This window comes from Bacillus sp. SRB3LM (genome assembly GCF_015712745.1).
Classification (GTDB): domain Bacteria; phylum Bacillota; class Bacilli; order Bacillales; family Bacillaceae_G; genus Bacillus_A; species Bacillus_A thuringiensis_K.
In genome coordinates this window covers 424,423-444,069 of record NZ_VWVQ01000004.1, presented here as the reverse complement: position 1 = coordinate 444,069, position 19,647 = coordinate 424,423, and the positions used below count along the sequence as shown (strand labels likewise).

Here is a 19,647-nt window from a genome sequence, read left to right as displayed (position 1 = left end):
CTCATATGGAAAACTTTACAAAACAATTCGAACACTTATATTTAGAATAAACACAAAAAATTGCCACCAGTTAGCTTAACTGGTTGGCAATTTTTTAACGAGAATGCTTTACAAATAGTTGAATTGCTTCTTCTGGTACATAGCACTTTCCATTACTCTCTACAATAATACTTCTTAATTCATACCCTTTACCATTAATACGAATTATATTTTTGTTACCAAATAATTGTGCTTCTACTTTATTATGTTTTACTACGAGTAACGGGTTTGCTCCTTCGATTTTGTCGGCTGTTACAGTTGCACCGATTTTCTTAAAGGCTTGTTCACTCTCTAAAAATATTTTATTCGTTACTTCTTCTAAGTTAAAGCCCATCGCTTTCGCCATCGTCTTCGCAATGTCTGTATTTTGGATTAAGCCTTCTGGTTTTTGAGGTCCATAAGAATGTAAGAATACATCCTCACCTGTATGTCCTCCTGTCGTAAAGCCGATATTTGCACGATTAGCCAATAATGTAGTAAGAATTCGTCCTACATCCATTTTCTTTTTTGCCACTTTTAATTTTTCTTTTTCATCATGAGTTAGATTATCCAAACCGTATAGTTTAGCTACATCTTCTACATTTGATAAATCAGATTTCAGTTTATTTATAGTTCCTTCAAGTGTCATTTTCGCCTTTTTCAATGGATCAATGTATGCAGAAACCGGTGTAGTATTGTATCCTTTTGTCGTATTCCTATTCCCTATAGAAATGCCACTGTTACCATGATCAGTTAAAGCGATGAGCATCGTATCCCCATCTTTCTTCGCAAATTGTAACGCCTTTGCTACCGCTTCATCAAATGCCAATACATCGCTAATAATCCCAATTGGATCATTAGCATGAGCTGCCCAATCTGGCTTACTACCTTCTACGAATAAAAAGAAGCCATCTTTATCTTTTGATAATGTTTGAATTGCTTTTTCTGTCATTTGAGAAAGTGTTGGTTGTTCTGGATTTGTTGCTATACGATCCATATCAAACGCAAGAGCATGATGTGAGAAAGAGCCCCAAATTTTATTAGATTTGGAGTTCAATAACGCATCTTTCGTTTCAACAAAATCGTACCCTTTGTCTTGAATCACCTTTACTAAATTTTCACCATCTTTTCGGATTCCATTACTTTTTATAGGTAGAAGCGCCGCTTTTCCCCCGCCTAATACGACATCTATATTTTGATATACTTGCTGCTTCGCAATTACGTCAAAATGTTTGCGATTGACATGGTGAGCGGAGAATCCGGCCGGAGTAGCATGCTGAATTTCAGATGTAGCAACAATGCCAGTTGCACGACCAGTACATTTTGCGCCTTCTAATACGTTTGCGACCGGCCGTAACTTTTCTTCTTCTTTTATTGGCTGTAAGCTAGGCGAACTTACAATAGAAGGTAATACACCTACATATCCTGAATTCGATTTATTTCCAGTTGCTAAAGCTGTTGCTGCTGGCGCTGAGTCTGTAATAGCTGATTCCGCCGAAAACGTACGAACACCTCCTGTTACAATTTGATCTAACGTAAGCGGTGCCCCTTTATACCAGCGAGCCAATGTTGTCGCCGTTGAACTCGTTCCGTCCATAACCATCATAATTATATTTTTAGGCTGGTGTTCTACTTTTTTCACCTTAGCTTTGGCCGCATGATAATTCATCATACTTTCCGTACTTAATACGCTTACTATTATAGCTCCCACCAATAGTAACTTTTTCATCTTCACACCATAATTCAACATGATTGTTCCTCCATAAACTTTGCATTCATTTCAATACACCTTATTTCCTTTTCCATACCAAAACCTACATATGTTTTATTAGTTCCCAATTCTCATAAAGCTAACAATAGTTACTTTCTCTTTCTTTAATTAAATATTGATATGTATCATTTATCTTATAAAAAAGATTTAACATCCTTTTCATTAATTACTTATTTAACAATAAATCCTCAATTAAAAGAAATAAAAATTTATTGTTAAACAATAAATTTCATGTTAAATTAATAAGATATTAAATAAATGAGGTGCTTTTTATGAAACAAGGATCCACACTCTTTTTAAAGACCGTTGTAATTCTGATCGGAATCCCCGTTCTTGCTATGTGCATTTTTTTAGTCCCTAAAATAGGAAATTTTGCCGCAGAATTATATCCAGATATTGCATATATTAAATATCTTGTATTTATCAATTTATACGCAACAGCAATACCTTATTACTTCGCACTGTACCAAACATTTAAGCTTTTAAACTATATTGATAAAAATAACGCATTCTCAGAGCTATCTGTTCAAGCTTTAAAAAATATTAAGTACAGCGCATTGGCAATTAGTGTATTATATGTATTAGGTATGCCACTTTTCTATCTCGTGGCAGAGAGAGATGACGCCCCTGGCATTATTATTATCGGAATGATTATGATTTTTGCTTCAATGGTAATCGCGGTCTTTGCTGCCGTTCTCCAAAGACTATTAAAAGATGCTATAGATATAAAATCAGAAAATGATTTAACGGTCTGAGGTGAATAATATGGCAATTATTATTAATATTGATGTAATGTTAGCAAAAAGAAAAATGAGTGTAACAGAACTTTCGGAGAAGGTTGGAATTACAATGGCTAACCTTTCTATCTTGAAAAATGGAAAAGCAAAAGCAGTCCGTTTTTCAACTTTAGAAGCAATATGTAAAGCATTAGAATGCCAACCCGGGGATATTTTAGAATATCAACCTGAAGATACCGAATAAAAAGAGTCCTTCATACGAGAAGGACTCTTTTTATTACACATTACGGCGCAAAACTAATTTGACCAGTAAACAATAGGATAATTGCTATGATCCAAAATATAAAAAATGATGAGGACAGTATTAATGAAAGAATAGCAATTCCCTTCTTCTCTGTTCTTTTCGTCATTGTGATTATTGAAAGCATGATACCTACACCTGTCAGGGCAATTGTAATATAATCTCCAACTATATTACCTGCATTGGCTATCCTTGTTGGCGTTATAAAAACGAATAGAAAACACAAAATGCCGATGAGTAAAGATATATAGCTTATTATACTGTACTTCTTTGTAGGAACTATTTCAGTTTTCATACTAACCCCACCCCTTCTATATAGCTATGAGTTCATATTAACATGAATAACCATAATTTGGTTAAAACATAAAAAAGATAAAGTGGACGCTATCACTTTATCCTTCAGTTTATTTCTATCTAACAATTAACCTGGCTACTTCTTTAATAAAGATGGACGGACATTCTTTAACTCCTAGCAATTTTTATATACAGAAAATAAAATGAAATAGTTCTAAAAAATTAAGACTGTACCTTTAAAATGAAAGATACAGTCTTTATTCATAACTTTTTTTATAAAGAAAACTCTCTATCACTCACTACCTTAAAAAACTCCGAGTAATGTGATAAAGAATAATCCGCTACATCACAATTACCTTGAAACATACATGTTGAAATACCTAATTCTTTTGCAGGTAATAAATCTAATTCTCTATCTCCAATAGCTAAATCAATATTGTATTTTTTATGCAGATGATTATAAGCTAAAGAGTTCGGCTTTCGAGGAAAGCCATCGTCAATTGTAACCATATCTACGAAGTATTTTTCCCAGCCGTAATATTTTAAAATGGCCATAACCCCTTTCCTATGTTTATGGGTCATAATCACATTTTTATCTGCAAATTTCAAAACCTCTTCGACACCTGCAAAAGGTTTCATATCTTTTGGCGTGAATGTTCCCTTCAAAACTTTAATCTTTTCTTCCTGCTCGCATGAAATATTATAATACTGAATTGCATGAGAGTATGATATTTTTAAGTTTTTGTATATTTCTTGTTTTTCTACTGAATCACCTAATATTTCAGAAAGCATCATTGTATATGCAGGGTACGTATCAAATAACGTCCCATCAAAATCCCATAAAATATTCATTCTATTCACCTTCTATTTTCAAATCATTGGATGACTAAATCCGCCCTATCCTTCGGCAATTCCATTTCTAAGTAATAATCCTCTGCTTTCCAATACCTATTTTCAAACTTTGAAAAGTTTTTCTGCGTTTTTTCACTCTCACGTAGAAACCTTGTCTCTCTTGGACAGTCCAAATAGACCATATAATGAAAGAAATCTCTCCATTCTTTTCGCTGCAAAAAAACTCCTTCAATAACAATTACGCCTACAATAGGAATCTGTACTTTTTTCATTTCACATGAGTCTGTTTCCTCTTGATAAAAAGGCAAAGTCAGTTTTGTCTCATGTTGTAACTTCTGAAAAAACTTCTGCCTCAAGTATGGAATATCCCACTGTAAACAATAATACTCATACCATTCTTCATATCCTGTATGATAGCGTTTATTACGCTCCACTATGTGATCATCAATATGAAAAATATGAAACGGGATGCCCTCTTGTTTCATATTTTCTTTTAAATTTGCTACGAATGTTGTTTTTCCAGATCGACTTAAACCATCTATCCCTAAAATAAAGCGGTTTTCTTTATGCTTCTTCATAACATTTATAAGCTCATTTGTACTCATTACTTCTTCCACTCTTCTTTTAATAAAGAATATAAAATGGTATCATGAGCGACACCATTTTGAATCATATGTTTTCGAAGTAATCCTTCTTCTTGAAATCCTGCTTTACTTAATAATTGTTGTGAAGCTTTATTTTCTACATATACAACCGCTGCGATTCTTATTAGTTGCAGTATTTCAAATCCGTAAGCTAAAATTGCTTGTAATGCTTCAGATGCATACCCCTGTCCCCAATATGTATCATCTAATTCATAACCAATTTCAGCTCGTCTATGATGATTGTTAATTAAATGAAATCCACACGTCCCAATTAATTGGCCCGTCCCTTTTTTCTCGATTCCCCAGCGAAATACACTTCCTTCTTCATAACGATTTTTAAACGTTTGAATCGTTGTTTTCGCTTGCTCAATATTTTCGAAAGAATCCATTCCGAAATAACGTATAACTGATTCTTTCGAAAAATATTCGAACATCGTTTCCGCATCTAATAGTGTAAGTTCTCTTAAGAATAAACGTTCTGTTTCTAGTTTTGGAAATCCCATCTCTCTTTCTCCCTCTATTCTAATGAACTACAAATTTCAATATAATTTCCATCTGGATCAGCAATGTAAGAAATTGTTTGTCCCCACGGTTTTACAATAGGTTCAACTAAAATCTTAATACCTTGTTCTCTAAATTGCTCAATCGTTTCTTGTACATTCTCAACAACGAATCCTAATTCGAAATGAGAAGACTGTAATTCACCTTCTGTAAGCAGTAGTCCTGTTAATTCTTTCACATCTTGCCGCGTATTCATCGCTAAAATGGTCGTTCCAGTATTAAATTCAATATATGTACCGTGCTCTGCTTTTATAGGTAACTGTAAAATATCTTTATAGAATTTTAAACATTCCTCAAACTTTTCTACATATAAAATGATGTACTTCATTTTCAAATCCATTTTCCATCCCCCTTTATATCTACCCCTAAAATTTCGACAAAAGTCTCATAAAAACCTTGTTTTTTGTAGTAATGAGCAAAAAAAATGAGGCCGATTTCTCGGCCCCCCAGCTTATTGGCATAAAACAGGAGATTTGGTTTGGACATAACCAGTTCGTACTTTTATTATATTTTATTTTTTCTGAATTTTAAATACATTAAACACCTATTTATATTGAGAAAGTTTTTTGCTTGCATAAAATTAAAGAGTTTAAGAAATGATACAAATGGAGGTGTATACATATGGAACCAATGCTATGTCCAAGTTGTAAAACGAACCGTACTCGCTTTAATATTCTTGAGCAACAAGTAAAACCAGTCAAATTAAATCCACAAACTGGTCAAGTAGAAGAAGAATATACAAATGACACGATGAATGCTTTTCATATGGCCTATCAAGGACCTACTTATCGCGTCCAATGCGCTGTATGTGGGCTTGTTGAAAACCCAGAACAATTTATTAAACCTGCTCAAAATCAGTCTTTCTAATAAAAACATGATTATCCCTTATAGAAATAGATTTTTCTATAAGGGATTTTTCCGTGTAATAACTTAATTAAAAATGTATTTCTTCCTTATTATATGTTAAACTTCGCACTCTTTTGGAAATGTTTACATAAGCGAGGTAAAACAAATAATAAAAAAATAACGCTTCCATCAATATTTCTACTATTAACTTGTCATATAGTCATCTTTTACTTTTGGATCTTCGATTGGAGGAAAATCTCGACTTCTTACGGTTTAGCTATATGGATACTTTCTACTGTTTGTCGTCTTTTACTTTATTTCCTTTATAAAAATCAAAAATCTAATAAATTGATATTAATTGCTCGTTCGTTATTATTAATTATTTCTTCTTCATTTATGATTTTTTTAGGTGTTGTTACTGGTATTCATCTTTCTAACTAGTTCTATGCCTTAAATATATAATGTTTTATTATATAAAAAATAGTTAACAAAATAGAATTACATAGAAATTAAAAAAGATAATGATGTCATTGTTATTGTCTTCTTCTAGGGTCTAATCTTTATTATAATATTTCACTTTTCAATTTCTTGATTTTCCAAAAAATCCTCATGAAAAAATAAGCATACATACAACCTACAAGCCCTGTCATAACTTTCGCCCAAATTGGCACCCTTGATTCTGTTGAACTTAAAAATACGCTATACATTGAGGGTAATGTAGTTATTGAAATCAATGCGAAAAATTGTAATAATTCCTTCATTTTTTGCACCTTCGTGTCCTTCTCTGAATATATGTCAGGTAACTCAATTCCCTTCTCTACTTCCTTACAAAAATAATTCCATCTTGTAAAACTTGTGACACGTTTCCAACCAGACATTTCATATATTTCAAAGTACTCCTGTTGTTTTTCTTTTGAATCTCTATAAACCAATCTAAAATCCGCTTTATATACTACATCTTTTGGTTCTGTTTTCTTAAACGTATACAACAAATTATATCTTTGTAACGCCCAACCTTTTTGATGCATTTTCCGTAAAAAAACTTCTTCTTTTTCTAAACTCCATGCCATGAAAAATTTAAATACCTTCTTTGTCTCCATCTCTCATTCACTCCCCTAATATACTATTTCCATTCCTTACAGATCTCTGCAATCTGTTATATTCTAGCTCTAACACTTCTCTCCCAAACGGCGTTAACTCATAGCACTTCTTTCTATCTGTAGAGGCAACTTCAACAATTAATTTTTCTTTAAGTAATTTCGTCGTATTCCCGTATAAAGTACCAGGACCGAGCTTTACTTCCCCATTTGTCATCTCTTCTACCATTTGCATAATTCCATATCCGTGCATTGGTTTCACTAGTGATAACAGTATGTAATATGTCCCCTCAGTTAACGGAATATATTTTTGCGCCTTCGCATTCATTATAACTACCTCCGATACATCGCCTTATGATATATCGACTTACGATACATCGTATATCGATATTATATAATCATATTCCAAAATATTCAAGAGTAATTTAATAATTAAATATCCATTTCTTTGAATTAAAAAACCATACAATTTTTCTGAATAATTTGTTAAAATATAGAAATATTAGCTCTTTTATAATGAAAGGAATGGTACATATGATAAATAAATTGAAAGAAAATATCGGATCTGTGTTTGTTGGGAAAGAAAATGTTATTGATCTACTGCTCGTTTCACTTCTTGCTGATGGACATGTACTACTCGAAGACGTGCCTGGTACTGGGAAAACGTTACTGGCGAAAACCATTTCCAAAAGTATTGGTGGTAGTTTTTCTCGCGTTCAATTCACCCCTGATGTACTTCCAAGTGATGTAACAGGTGTTGAATACTTCAACCCAAAAACAAGCGAATTCGAATTAAGAATTGGACCGGTTATGACAAACATTTTGCTAGCAGATGAAATTAACCGTGCAATGCCGAGAACGCAGTCAAGTTTGTTAGAAGCGATGGAAGAACGACAAGTGACACTCGAAAAACAATCTACGCCTCTGCCGAAACCGTTCTTTGTTATTGCGACGCAAAACCCAATTGAATCACAAGGGACTTTCCCTCTTCCAGATGCACAGCTTGATCGCTTTTTAATGACGGTTTCAATCGGTTATCCTACTCCTGAAGATGAGCTACAAATGATGCGACGTTTTCGGAACGATTTACCATTAGAAAGTGTCACATCTGTCATCTCATTAGAAGATATTTTAGAATCTCAAAAACGAGTAAAAGAAATATTTGTTTCGGAACCATTAGAACATTACATTATTAAACTTGCTCATGCTACAAGAAATCATGATTATATCGCTAACGGTGTAAGCCCACGTGCCACATTAGCTTTAGTACGTGCTGTTCAAGCTTTAGCCTTTTTACGCGGGAGAGAATATTGCACACCAGAAGATATACAATTGTTAGTTCCTTCTGTTTGGAATCACCGTATCGTCTTATCAATGGAAGGCGCATTACGTACGACAAAAAATGATATTATGCAAAGTATTTTAAAAGAAGTTGATGTACCCGTGGAGATTGAGCAAACATGAATGGACAGCGCGTTGTAACTGTACCTTTATTTTTTCAACTTCATATTATTCAACTAACCGTTCCAATCGCGTTACTTTTCACATTCTTTTTCCCGCAACGAATGCTTATGTTTCTCTTTTTCTTCTATTATATATTTGCGATTTTTATTTATAAATATGTCGCTTTCATAGAGAAGAAGTTTCAAATCATAAATGAGAAACAAACTACACGGCTTTTTCCTGAGGAATCTGGACAGTTTTTTATTCATTTAAAAAATGTAGCCAGCATACCACTCGTTAATGGTGTTTGTTACTTTCATTTAAATTCGTCCCTTATACCGCATAAAGAGCAAGGCATTGAACAAATATCAAAAACGTTATTCTCTTTCCCATTTTCACAACCTGCACATTCGGCACAAAAATGGGATTTAACATTAACCGCTACGAAGCGTGGGGTGTTTCAAATTGAACAGTTTGAATGTGTATTAAAAGATCCATTTCATCTATTAACTGTACATTTACCTGTTTTTGATAAATTAAGGACTGAAATTATAGTGTATCCTTCTCCTAAAGAAGTAGCAGGTTTGCAAGAACTTCAGCAACTTTTAATCGGATCCTATCAAACGAATTTTTCTTTTTACAATGACGAAACATCTATTATAGGTGTAAAACGCTATGAACGTGAATCATTCCGTTCTATTCATTGGAAGGCATCTGCTAAAATGCAGGAATTACAAGCGAAGCAATATGAACCTGTAAAAAATTATAGTTGGACGATTTGTCTTTCTTTAGCTGCCGATCGTGGATTTGGTTGGAAAGATAATGTTGAAGATTTAATTTCATTCGCAACATACATTTGCCAATATGCAACGAAGCATCACATACCGTTTGAATTATTTATTAGTGTATTAGCAGAAGGTGGTGCATTACATTTATCGTTACATGAAGGGCAAACGCAATATGCAAAAGCTTTAGAAGAATTAGCCCGTATTTCAGATGATAGTACGTTACTTCCGAAACAAGGATTCCTTCATTATGTAACGAGAAAGAGAGAACGATCGTCTACAATGATATACATTGGTTTACAAAGAAATGAACTCCCTCTTCTCTCGCAGCCAACGTTTCTCATTACTAGTGAAGGGATGGTGGAATCGGTTGAAAACTTGGCTATATCACATTCATGATTTCATTCTGCTCCTCCTGCTTTCATTATTAACAGAAAGAGATGAACTAATTAGTATTGCAATATTTTTAACAACAGGCTATATTGGAGTATTTCTTATTCATAAATTTATGCAGAAAAAAACAACAGGATTTGTAATACTTTTAGTTCTTCAAATCGTTCTTTTCTCTTTATTTTTACCTTTTTCTCTTTTTGGCACAATCATATTACCACTATTTTTCTTTATCGTACATGTGGTCGGACCTGGATATCCAGTTCAAAAATCTTTAGGTGGTATTGTATGGTTTGTCGTTTCAGTTATATTTTATGCACCCTTTCCACCGTTGTGGAAACTATTAATGTTAGCCTTGCATCTTATGATTACATTTTGGTTAACCGGGGCAAATCGCAAACAACAACTATTACGTTTTGCTTCTATCATTACGATTGGCTTAATGAGTATATTAATTGTTCAAATATTTCCTTTCATTCGACTTATTTTTGGTTTTATAACGGAAGTAGTCGCATTAGGCGTCGGCTATGCTTTAATGCCATTAATTAAAGCAGCGGAATTAAAAGATACTGAAGATGTTTGGGCAAATAAAGGACATCTCTTAAAACCAAAAATTGAAGACGGAAAAAAAATTCCTGATTTTGATCCAATACTCATAAATAGCGCTACAATAATAGTCTGTACAGCTATCGCTATTTACGTCGTTTGGAAAATAGTAAAAAAACGAAAACATTTAAGTTTACCAAATATGCACGTCTTCGAATCTACTATCATTACTGATAAAGAAGGAATGAGCCAAAATCGTTTTAAACGAAATAAACCGCCACATAACGAAATTCGGAAGGAAATTTTTAAGCTAGAGAGTAAGTTAACCTCTCCTTTAAATAGAAAACGGGGAGAAACTGTTGAAACTTGGCTAGAAAGAATAAACGATGAAGAAGATGTAAATATTCAAAGTGATATTATTATAGATGCTTATAATACTGTGCGGTATTCAAATGGTGCAAACACTGTACTTCTACATGAATTTAAGAAAGAGATTCATAAGCTTTATGCATATCAAAAAAATTTGAAGAAACGAAAGAAATAACGTAACAAAAAGACTCCTATATTCATAGGAGTCTTTTTATACTTCTACGTTGCTTTTTAAATGGAAGCATTCTTCCCTGCTTCAATTTCTAATGACTCTTCATGCCACCAAAGTGTTTCTTCAGGATCTTCTTTAGCAATTTGGTGTGCTTCTTTTTTCGTTTCTACTGTAGGATATGAACCTTTTAGCGCACGCCCTGAAGTCGTAACGAATAGTACACTAAATACAACTAATCCAATAATACTTACACCTGCTAAATAAAATGCCGGTGCGAGCGGGTTACCAGTTGCATGAACTAAGTATGAACATACAAGCGGCGTTGTTCCACCGAATATCGATACAGAAATATTAAATGAGATCGAAAGTGCTCGATAACGTACATCAGTGAAAAAGAGTGATGGTAATAATGAAGGTAATGTTCCTTCATATACACTTAAGAAGAAACCTAATACGAAAATACCTGCAAATATAGCTGCAATATGTCCGTTACCTATTAGTAAAAATGCTGGAATTGCAAATACAGTTAAACCAAGTAAACCAATTTGCACAACGCGTTTATTACCAATTTTATCACTTAATTTACCGAAATATAGTGCTAGTGGAATCATAAGTGCCATCGTAATAGAAATAATTAATAAGCCTGTTGTTTCTTCGACTTTAAGTACTTGAGTTAGATAAGAAGGAATATACGAAAGAATCATATAATTCGTAATATTAAAGAAGGCGACAATTACTGTGCTTAATAAGAAGTCTTTTTTGTGATACTTAATAATGTCCATAAATGAAAATTGTTCATTGTCTTCAGATTCCTCTTGTGCTTTTTCCATCTCTTCAAAGATTGGAGATTCATCTAGATGACGGCGTAAGTATAAACCGACCAAACCAATTGGTGCAGCTACTAAGAACGGAATACGCCATCCCCAGCTGAGCATTTGCTCATCTGTTAACAATAACGTCAAAATGGTAACAATTACCGATGCAGCAATGTAACCTGAGAGTGTTCCAATTTCAAGACCACTACCGAGTATACCACGCTTTTTATCTGGAGAAGATTCTGCGATATAAACCATTGCTCCTGAATATTCGCCGCCTGTAGAGAAGCCTTGAATCATTCGGGCAACTAAAAGTAGTATTGGTGCCCATACACCAATTTGTTCATAGGTTGGTAGTAATGCGATGAATAATGTAGAAAGTGCCATTAAAATAATAGTAGTACTTAACACGATTTTTCGGCCGTACTTATCTCCTATTCTACCAAAGAATACACCTCCGATTGGTCGAACGAGAAAGGCTGCTGCAAATGTACCGAATGTAAGTACAAGTTGCAATCCACTATTATCAACACCTGAGAAGAATAATTGACTTAAAATTACCGCTAAATACGCGTATAATCCGAAGTCAAACCACTCCATTGCGTTCCCTATACCAGTAGCAATTACTGCTTTCCTGGCTTGTTTAGGATTGACAATATTAACGTCTTGAGGTTCAAAATTTAAATCATTATTTTGTTGCATATAATAAAACAGCTCCTTTTTTAATTTAACTTCTTTAAGCACACCTTCTCTTATTGAATAAAATTAATTCGAAGCACTTAAGGGAAATCAACGTCTCCTTGTCTGTTATTATTATTTCACATAATTAATTATTTGTCCAATTAAATGCTCTTTTTGTATAAATTTACACCCTATTTAACTTTTTATAAAATGAAGTTTAGGCTATATAATATATACCTTTACACTATAAATGAACCTTTCATTTATTTATATTTATAACGTTTCTATAATTGCTTCCTCTAACTTAGAAATTAGTAACTTTTACTAAAGACTTGCATATATTTAAAAAGTGAACTCATTGGCTCGAATTCTGTTTTATTACATTCAACTATAATATTATTGTAGTTTTAAAGGAGGCTGTTTTATGTTGGAAATAATCCTTTTACTTGCTACTGTTTCTTTTCTCTTAATTATTTCTGGATTTTTCATTACCTTAAAGCAATATAAAGAAATAAAAAATATAAAGACTATATTAACTACGAAAAAAGAAAATGAGAAAACTACATCCGAAAACTCAATCCCTATGCAATTAGACCTTAGCGTTCTCAATAATTTACTCGCTTCTGGAATAAATAAAGGTTCTAATTCAGGTAATGAAAATTCTAAATCTGATAAAACTAAATAGTCGTTACGTATATAATAAAATATACATCTCCTATTTTATCTAACCTTATTAATAACTACCTCTGATTAAAAAGGAGACTACTTATGTGTAAAAATCCGATTTCTATTATTATTCGTATACAGCATAACATAAGAGTTTTAACTGAAATTTTGAAAGCCTGTGAACAACTACAGCCTTTAGAAATCATCCTTACTATTAACGGATGTATCGATGATTCCATTGATATTGCACAATCTTACAATTGTAAAATTATCACGCTAGAAGAACCGACAGAATCAAATAATTGTTATGTAATTGGTGCAAAAAAAGCAAAGGGTAAGTACCTCTTATTTTTAGATGCAAATTACAATATCCACCCTTCCTTACTTAAACAATTTCTTCAACCATTACTAGATGAATCAGCTGACTTAGTATTAAACAATTTAGATGATTTTTTTTATCAAAAGCAAAAGCCAACTATAGAAATGATTTGGCAGCAAGTTACGAATCATTTTTTTCATCGTCCAGATTTACATGTTAACTCATTATTATTTCCTCCCTATGCAATAACAAAAGAAATTCTTGAAGCAATTACTCCAGAAAGTTTATTAAATCCGATATTAGCACAAATGAAAATTATTAAAAATAAATTTCGGATTAGCAATCATTTTAAAATTTCTATACCGCAAATTCCCTCCTTCCCCTCAAAACAACTCATTCGTTATCACCTAGAAGCAATTGAAAATTGGATAAATATATTACAAAATTCAAGAGGAAACTATACTGATAATAATCGAAGGCGAGATATTATTTTAGAACTTCAAAACGGCGAACAAAAAGCTATACCAAAAATAATTACAGGTAAAGAGTTTTATTCAAATACTTATGGAAATAAACAATTATCCATCATTATCCCTGTTCAAAATGAAGAAAAAACGATAGAATCTATCATTTTTGAGGTGCAGAAATTAAAACCTTTAGAAATCATCATTATTGTTAATGGATCAACAGATAAAACAGAGGAATTGGCGAAGAATTGCGGTGCAACAGTTATTACTTACAAAGAAGCACTCGGCATTGATACCGGACGTGCCGTTGGTGCATATTTTGCAAAAGGTGATATATTATTATTTATTGATGGTGATTTCTTAATTCCTAGTTCTGATTTATTACCATTTGTACAATCTGTTCAAAATGGAACCGATTTAGCTTTAAATAAATTAGAGGACTACTACATGTATCGTCTTCCTTATACTATCGTGACTGCATGTAAGTATGCTGTTAATTTAGCATGTAATCGAAAAGATTTAGGTATGGGATCCACAATTGCTGTCCCTCATGCTTTTAGTCGAAAATGCATTGATATAATTGGATTTGATTCACTTCTTTCACCAACCTTAAGTCAAGTTAAAACAATTTTAGCAGGCTTGCATATACAAAAAGCCCATTCTGTCGACGTTGACAAGATAAATCGAGTTCGACCCAAAAAACACTTCTCTGAGGAAGGCCACCTTTCATTAGCAACACAGCAAATCATTGGTGATCATATAGAGGCAATTTCTTACCTCCTCGAACAAAAAGGAGACACTGAATGCTCTTAATTGTATATCCTTACGAACAGATAATATATAAATTCAATTTAAATATATAGCAAAATAAAAAAGATGGTTTGTAACCATCTTTTTTATTTTTACATTAGTTCAAAAGAAAAGTAGAAAGTAGGCTTTTCATTTCTTGATTTTCTTAAGAAGTTTGAAAAGAGAGGCTTGTTAATGAAGATACAACACTTAAATCATCGTTTAGTGTAATTGAGAAACATGCAACTAATGGTAAAGTAATTACAATTGATCCACTAGGACTAATTACAATTGTAGGACTTGTCCCACATGCACCCCCACAATCCACTACAGCGTCAATTCCACTACCAGGGGTAATTGTAATTTTAAGACATACATCAAAACAAACATTATTCGTAGTACATGCCATAACTCTCCCTCCTTTCTCTTAACAATATATGCAGTTAGTTAAATTCGGACACGACTCTCTTACTAAATTTTATAAATTAGATGTTATTTTACTATTAGGTTCCAAGAAAATTAACGTTTTATTAAACAATCTAAATCAACTAAAAAACTCAAATCATCCTTTACTGAAATAGAAACACATGCAATAAACGGTATTACATTAAAATTAGATGAACATTCATCATTGCACCTTACGAATATTTCTGCCCCACCATTTGGATTGACTTTAGTTTCTAAACAAATATTAAAACAACTTTTATTGATGCAAGACAAGATATTTCCTCCTTTCTTATATCTAATATCAATTTATTCAGAAATAAAAATGTTGTTACAACTTTATTCACTCTTTACTTTCCATACATAAAATAAAAAAGATAAAAGCTCCTTCATATATATAAAGAAGCCTTTACCTTTTGGTTACTTGTTCATTTATTATCAGTCAGTGAAACATGCTCTTCACTTGTACCTAAGCTAAAAATAATAAAAATTTTTGATTTCAGTTTCATTGCAATACTAAATATCGTTAAGTTGCATAAATGAAATGTTGAGGTTACTCATTCAATAGACAAATTTCCCTTTTAAAATAAATCTTTAAAACCCTTATTCTTCAATAAATACGAAAATCCTTCTAAATGATCCCCAGTAATTCTTAATACAGCTGGCGGATGTCCTATCGTGGCAAAATGCTCTTGTGGCCGAATACGATTAGGTTTCATTACATCTACAAAATGGACACATTCAACTTTATATCCTTCTAATATTGCCTTTACTTGCGCAACACACGCTGTGTGAAGTGTATCCCAGCCGATTCCCTCTAAACATTTTCTACTAATAGCATGGGGAACAGCAATTGTGGATCCCACTCCTAAATCTTTACGATTACAAGCAATATTCAACACATATTTATATAAATTTACAATATATAGAGGAAATCTAAGATTTAAATTTAAATCGTTTAAAGCCATATCAATCCCATTGGCAACAGCCTTTGTTAATGGGTGAAGATCTTTTGCTGGAATAGCAAAATCAGCATCAATAAAGAGAAGTATATCCCCTGTGGCTTCTTGTGCACCAATTGCCCGTCCTACATCGTGACCCAATGCTTCTTGATAAACAATTACTGTAGCTCCTAGTTGCTTAGCAATTGCTTCTGTTTGATCTGTTGATCCATTAATTACAACAATTATTTCTTTCGGTTCAATTTTTCTTGCCTCAAGAATAACTTCTTTAATCGTTGTTTCTTCATTTTGTGCTGGTATAATAATCGATAACTGTTTTCCATTATAAATAGAGGAATTCATTCCCCATCCTTTATGAAAAAGTGAATAATTCTTCTGTTTTTTTAGTTGCTCTATAATTTCTCTTTTTCTTCCTCCATCTGTATAGTTACCTCTACCATCTTTTCGTTGTAACCAACTCTCCAAAGCTTTTACGTTTTCTTTAATCTCACATACTTCTAATTTAGTTAATTCATTTTTATAGAAAGAGGTTTTGTTTGTGGGTATATTATTCAAGGAGGTGTTAGTGATAGCTGACGAGGATTGTAGTCGCCACCCTTTCTCAATAAAAGTTATTTGAGATAGAACGGGATTTTGCAAAGTGTCATATCCAATGTCCTCAATTGCTTTTTTTCTAATGGCATATGGCATAGATAACACCGAATCATATTTTAAATCCATGCGCCCCAATACATCGTTTACTATTTTTCTATACACCATAGCAATACTTGGCCATTCTACTCTCATCTTTTCAAAACATACGGAGTCTATGTTATTTAAGATTACATCCTGTTCCTTTTTTAGTAGCGGTTCTATAAATCGTTCTAATTCTACCGAAAAAATAACATCTTCTCCATTTAAAAATAAGACCACATCACCATTGGCGACTTTTGCCCCATGAACTGGTGCTTTCCATTTACTTTTCTCCTCAATCACAACAACGTTACTTTCAACAAATGTTGATATAGATTGTATCGCACTCATTCTATCATCAGATACAATAATAATTTCTAGTGGTTTTATATGCTGCACTTTATTTAAAATTTGATTCAATTTTGATTTATCTTCTCCTAAAACTATAACGACTGATAGGTCCACTTCTTTTTGTTCTTCTTTTACAGTCTGATTAGGTTTTACTTTTTTTATATATTCAATTGTTTCACTCTTACCTACAGCTGCATGCCCTGCTTTTTTATCAAAATATAAGTCAATTATAATTTGATTTACTTCCGTGTCTTTATCAAGTTGCTCTAATTCAGAAATAAATGGTAGCAAATGATTTTGCACATCAAATTCACACGCGAAATTTTGCAAAAAATAAATGTTCGGCACATATTTAATGTGATTAAAAAATTTCACAACATTAATTCTTTCACCAAATTTCTCCTCAACTTCTTCTCTTGATAAACCTGGATAAGATAAATCGAAAACTAAATTTACCGGTACAGGTATCCACTTTATTAAATTTGTTTGAGGATTATTAATGAAAGCTGTGGAACCTTTAACGAATCCAGCTAAAATTAAAGACATAAATCCTCCTCCAGAACTTCCATAAAACAAGACATTTTTTGAATCAACTTTTAACTTTATAAATAATATTTCTAGAATATTAGCTATATCTTGTAAATAAAATCTATTTAACTCTCCCTGTCCCCAACCTAAAGATAATTTTCCAAGATATAAAGTAGGATCATTATAATATATAACAGTATCTTCAAATTCATTCATCCAAGAATGTCGATGAAAAATAGGTGGACCAATTGGTTGTTCTTGAAACCCACCTGCTCCGGATCCAAAAACAATTGTGTTAGAAGCATTGGGCTTAATACGAATTAAAAATTCATACGTTACTTTATCCCAATTAACCTTGAGTATAAATGGCTCCGTAGTTTGAAAATCCATTTGCCATAATTGTTCATATGAAATGTTAATTATTTTATACTGGTCTAACAGTTTAATCACCCTTTCCATCCATTTCGAGTTGTTCTATCAAGTAAGAGAGAGCTTCAACATGATCACCAATTATTCTTAATACTGCTGGAGGATGTCCATTTTGACTTACATTTTCCTTTAAACGAATTCTATTCGGTTTTACAACATCAACATAATGAACACATTCTACCCTATATCCTTGTAATATAGCTTTTACTTGTGCAAGACTAGGGCATAGTAAAGTTTCCCACCCTATTGCATCTAAACATGATCTACTCATTGCATGTGGAATAGCTACTAATGATCCATTACTTAATTCTGGGCGATCATATGCTAAATTAAGCATATATTTTACAATATCAACAATATAAAAAGGCGGATTGAGCATTGGGTTCAAATCATTTAACGCTATGTCTATGCCATCTGAAACTGCTTTTGTAAAGTGATGTAAATCACTTCCTGAAACACTAAAATCACCATCAATAAATAAAAGAATATCTCCTGTAGCTTCAAGCGCTCCAATAGCACGTCCAACATTATGACCGAGTCGTTCGTTATATTTAATAATAGTAGCACCAAGTCTTTTAGCGATATTGGCCGTTTGATCTATCGAACCATTTACAACGACAATTATTTCTAGTGGTTCTATTTTTCTCGCCTCAAGTATTACTTGTTCTATAGTTTCCTCTTCATTTTGCACCGGTATAATGACAGAAAGTTGCTTCCCATCATAAATTGAAGAATGCATTCCCCACCCTTGATGATAGGAAGGGTATCGCTTACATTCACCTAGTTTTTGAACAATATCTCTTCTTTTTCCTGCATCAGTAAACCCTACTCTTTTTCCCTTTTTCTCTATCCATTTAGAAATACCGATTAAATATTTTCCCAATTTCTCCTTTTCATTTTCTGACAATTCTTTTTTAACTAAATACCCTTCCTCTTCTAACGTTTCATCTCTAGATAACGTTTTTATTGCATATTGATCGTTAATCCGCCATCCTTGATCCACTATGTTCATATGAGCTAGAACGATATTTTTCATATAATCAAAGCCGATATTTACTACTACTTCCTTCGCAAGTGCATATGGTAATGAAAGTATTGAATTGCTTTTTAAATCTGGTCGACTTAAAATTTCATTTAACATTTTTCTCCATACAATATCCATATTTGGACATTTACCAACTTCTACAAATTTATCTATTTTGTTTAATACTACATCAGCCTGATTTGTAACAACTGGTTCAATAAATTTCTTCATCTCATTTGTAGATATTGAAAAATTACTATCTACAAATAACAAAACATCTCCTTTTGCTGCCTTTACAGAAGCTTCATACCCCTCATAATACGTACTATATTTATCCATCAAAACAATATGGCATTTATTTTTCTTTGCTATTTCATACAAATTTCTTCTATCGTTAGGAACTAAAATTATAATTTCAAGAGGATTTAGCTTCCATATAGATTGAATTGACTCTTCTAATATTTGCTCTCTTTCACTATACAAAATAATAACCGTTAACGATTTCATTACACGCCCCCTTTACACATCATGTGACATAAAGTGAAACTTTAATCAGTGGGGGTTTTCTTCATCCCCCACTGATTATTAGCCCTCACCAATCGGACTTTAATGGGCAGCCCGACCCCCACCTAAATTCTTTGCTTTCACTAAATTTTGAGGTGGGGTCTTACCGC

21 protein-coding genes and 1 pseudogene are annotated in these 19,647 nt (G+C 32.7%); 9 read left to right on the top strand and 13 right to left on the bottom strand.

Annotation, left to right across the window (positions count from 1 at the left end; genetic code table 11):
* Positions 1–94: 94 nt before the first annotated feature.
* The gene (locus tag F3I02_RS03815) at positions 95–1,768 is read right to left on the bottom strand and encodes an alkaline phosphatase (protein ID WP_061884303.1); all 1,674 of its coding nucleotides are present in this window, start codon (positions 1,766–1,768) and stop codon (positions 95–97) included.
* A gap of 293 nt (positions 1,769–2,061) precedes the next feature.
* On the opposite strand from F3I02_RS03815, the gene F3I02_RS03810 reads away from it, so the two are divergent.
* On the top strand, positions 2,062–2,544 hold the full coding sequence (locus F3I02_RS03810; RefSeq protein WP_000809118.1) for a DUF2975 domain-containing protein: 483 nt from the start codon (positions 2,062–2,064) through the stop codon (positions 2,542–2,544).
* Between the two features lie 10 nt (positions 2,545–2,554).
* Complete coding sequence (locus F3I02_RS03805; protein WP_000974619.1) at positions 2,555–2,770, top strand: helix-turn-helix domain-containing protein; 216 nt, start codon at positions 2,555–2,557, stop codon at positions 2,768–2,770.
* Positions 2,771–2,810: 40 nt separating this feature from the next.
* On the opposite strand, the gene F3I02_RS03800 is transcribed toward F3I02_RS03805, so the two are convergent.
* The 5 genes from F3I02_RS03800 to F3I02_RS03780 all read right to left on the bottom strand — a co-directional run bounded on the left by F3I02_RS03800 (position 2,811) and on the right by F3I02_RS03780 (position 5,518).
* Positions 2,811–3,122: a hypothetical protein gene (locus F3I02_RS03800; protein ID WP_000845564.1), complete on the bottom strand. Its 312-nt coding sequence runs from the start codon at positions 3,120–3,122 to the stop codon at positions 2,811–2,813.
* A 272-nt stretch (positions 3,123–3,394) separates the two neighbouring features.
* On the bottom strand, positions 3,395–3,973 hold the full coding sequence (locus F3I02_RS03795; protein WP_196477643.1) for an HAD-IA family hydrolase: 579 nt from the start codon (positions 3,971–3,973) through the stop codon (positions 3,395–3,397).
* Positions 3,974–3,996: 23 nt separating this feature from the next.
* Positions 3,997–4,578 carry a kinase gene (locus F3I02_RS03790; RefSeq protein ID WP_196477642.1) on the bottom strand — a complete coding sequence of 194 codons (582 nt, stop codon included), beginning with the start codon at positions 4,576–4,578 and terminating at the stop codon, positions 3,997–3,999.
* On the bottom strand, positions 4,578–5,120 hold the full coding sequence (locus F3I02_RS03785; RefSeq protein WP_000506637.1) for a GNAT family N-acetyltransferase: 543 nt from the start codon (positions 5,118–5,120) through the stop codon (positions 4,578–4,580). The genes F3I02_RS03790 and F3I02_RS03785 overlap by 1 nt, the downstream gene beginning before the upstream one ends.
* Before the next feature lie 14 nt (positions 5,121–5,134).
* Positions 5,135–5,518, bottom strand: a complete 384-nt coding sequence (locus F3I02_RS03780; RefSeq protein ID WP_196477641.1) for a VOC family protein — start codon at positions 5,516–5,518, stop codon at positions 5,135–5,137.
* 281 nt (positions 5,519–5,799) lie between these two features.
* On the opposite strand from F3I02_RS03780, the gene F3I02_RS03775 reads away from it, so the two are divergent.
* On the top strand, positions 5,800–6,045 hold the full coding sequence (locus tag F3I02_RS03775) for a hypothetical protein (RefSeq protein ID WP_000433605.1): 246 nt from the start codon (positions 5,800–5,802) through the stop codon (positions 6,043–6,045).
* 93 nt (positions 6,046–6,138) lie between these two features.
* Positions 6,139–6,478, top strand: a pseudogene (locus F3I02_RS34615) (hypothetical protein).
* A 109-nt stretch (positions 6,479–6,587) separates the two neighbouring features.
* On the opposite strand, the gene F3I02_RS03770 reads toward F3I02_RS34615, so the two are convergent.
* A complete protein-coding gene (locus tag F3I02_RS03770; RefSeq protein ID WP_196477640.1) occupies positions 6,588–7,124 on the bottom strand; it encodes a DUF2812 domain-containing protein in 537 nt (178 codons plus the stop codon).
* A gap of 7 nt (positions 7,125–7,131) precedes the next feature.
* Positions 7,132–7,449: a PadR family transcriptional regulator gene (locus F3I02_RS03765; protein WP_000991894.1), complete on the bottom strand. Its 318-nt coding sequence runs from the start codon at positions 7,447–7,449 to the stop codon at positions 7,132–7,134.
* 206 nt (positions 7,450–7,655) lie between these two features.
* Here F3I02_RS03765 and F3I02_RS03760 point away from each other — a divergent pair, with 206 nt between their 5' ends.
* Genes F3I02_RS03760 through F3I02_RS03750 form a run of 3 tightly spaced genes read left to right on the top strand, consistent with a single transcriptional unit; the run spans position 7,656 to position 10,829 of the window.
* Positions 7,656–8,585 (top strand): AAA family ATPase, encoded by a 930-nt coding sequence (locus tag F3I02_RS03760; RefSeq protein ID WP_196477639.1) that lies wholly within the window; start codon positions 7,656–7,658, stop codon positions 8,583–8,585.
* Positions 8,582–9,748 (top strand): DUF58 domain-containing protein, encoded by a 1,167-nt coding sequence (locus F3I02_RS03755; RefSeq protein WP_001014394.1) that lies wholly within the window; start codon positions 8,582–8,584, stop codon positions 9,746–9,748. The genes F3I02_RS03760 and F3I02_RS03755 overlap by 4 nt, the downstream gene beginning before the upstream one ends.
* Positions 9,720–10,829, top strand: coding sequence for a DUF4018 domain-containing protein (locus F3I02_RS03750; RefSeq protein ID WP_000860494.1), 1,110 nt, complete (start codon positions 9,720–9,722; stop codon positions 10,827–10,829). The genes F3I02_RS03755 and F3I02_RS03750 overlap by 29 nt, the downstream gene beginning before the upstream one ends.
* 56 nt (positions 10,830–10,885) lie before the next feature.
* On the opposite strand, the gene F3I02_RS03745 is transcribed toward F3I02_RS03750, so the two are convergent.
* The gene (locus F3I02_RS03745) at positions 10,886–12,343 is read right to left on the bottom strand and encodes an MFS transporter (RefSeq protein ID WP_001186931.1); all 1,458 of its coding nucleotides are present in this window, start codon (positions 12,341–12,343) and stop codon (positions 10,886–10,888) included.
* Between the two features lie 403 nt (positions 12,344–12,746).
* On the opposite strand from F3I02_RS03745, the gene F3I02_RS03740 reads away from it, so the two are divergent.
* Positions 12,747–13,007: a hypothetical protein gene (locus tag F3I02_RS03740; RefSeq protein ID WP_000889744.1), complete on the top strand. Its 261-nt coding sequence runs from the start codon at positions 12,747–12,749 to the stop codon at positions 13,005–13,007.
* 83 nt (positions 13,008–13,090) lie between these two features.
* Positions 13,091–14,587, top strand: a complete 1,497-nt coding sequence (locus F3I02_RS03735; RefSeq protein ID WP_000335269.1) for a glycosyltransferase family 2 protein — start codon at positions 13,091–13,093, stop codon at positions 14,585–14,587.
* A gap of 142 nt (positions 14,588–14,729) precedes the next feature.
* Here the strand turns inward: F3I02_RS03735 and F3I02_RS03730 are convergent, their stop codons facing one another.
* From F3I02_RS03730 to F3I02_RS03720, 4 genes are all read right to left on the bottom strand, one after another.
* Entirely contained in the window at positions 14,730–14,972 is a 243-nt protein-coding gene (locus tag F3I02_RS03730) for a hypothetical protein (protein WP_000752466.1), read from the bottom strand.
* A gap of 110 nt (positions 14,973–15,082) precedes the next feature.
* Positions 15,083–15,283 (bottom strand): hypothetical protein, encoded by a 201-nt coding sequence (locus F3I02_RS33780; protein WP_001277650.1) that lies wholly within the window; start codon positions 15,281–15,283, stop codon positions 15,083–15,085.
* Between the two features lie 305 nt (positions 15,284–15,588).
* Positions 15,589–17,910 carry a glycosyltransferase gene (locus F3I02_RS03725; RefSeq protein WP_116777461.1) on the bottom strand — a complete coding sequence of 774 codons (2,322 nt, stop codon included), beginning with the start codon at positions 17,908–17,910 and terminating at the stop codon, positions 15,589–15,591.
* A gap of 52 nt (positions 17,911–17,962) precedes the next feature.
* Positions 17,963–19,480, bottom strand: a complete 1,518-nt coding sequence (locus tag F3I02_RS03720) for a glycosyltransferase family 2 protein (RefSeq protein ID WP_000839306.1) — start codon at positions 19,478–19,480, stop codon at positions 17,963–17,965.
* Between the last annotated feature and the right edge of the window lie 167 nt (positions 19,481–19,647).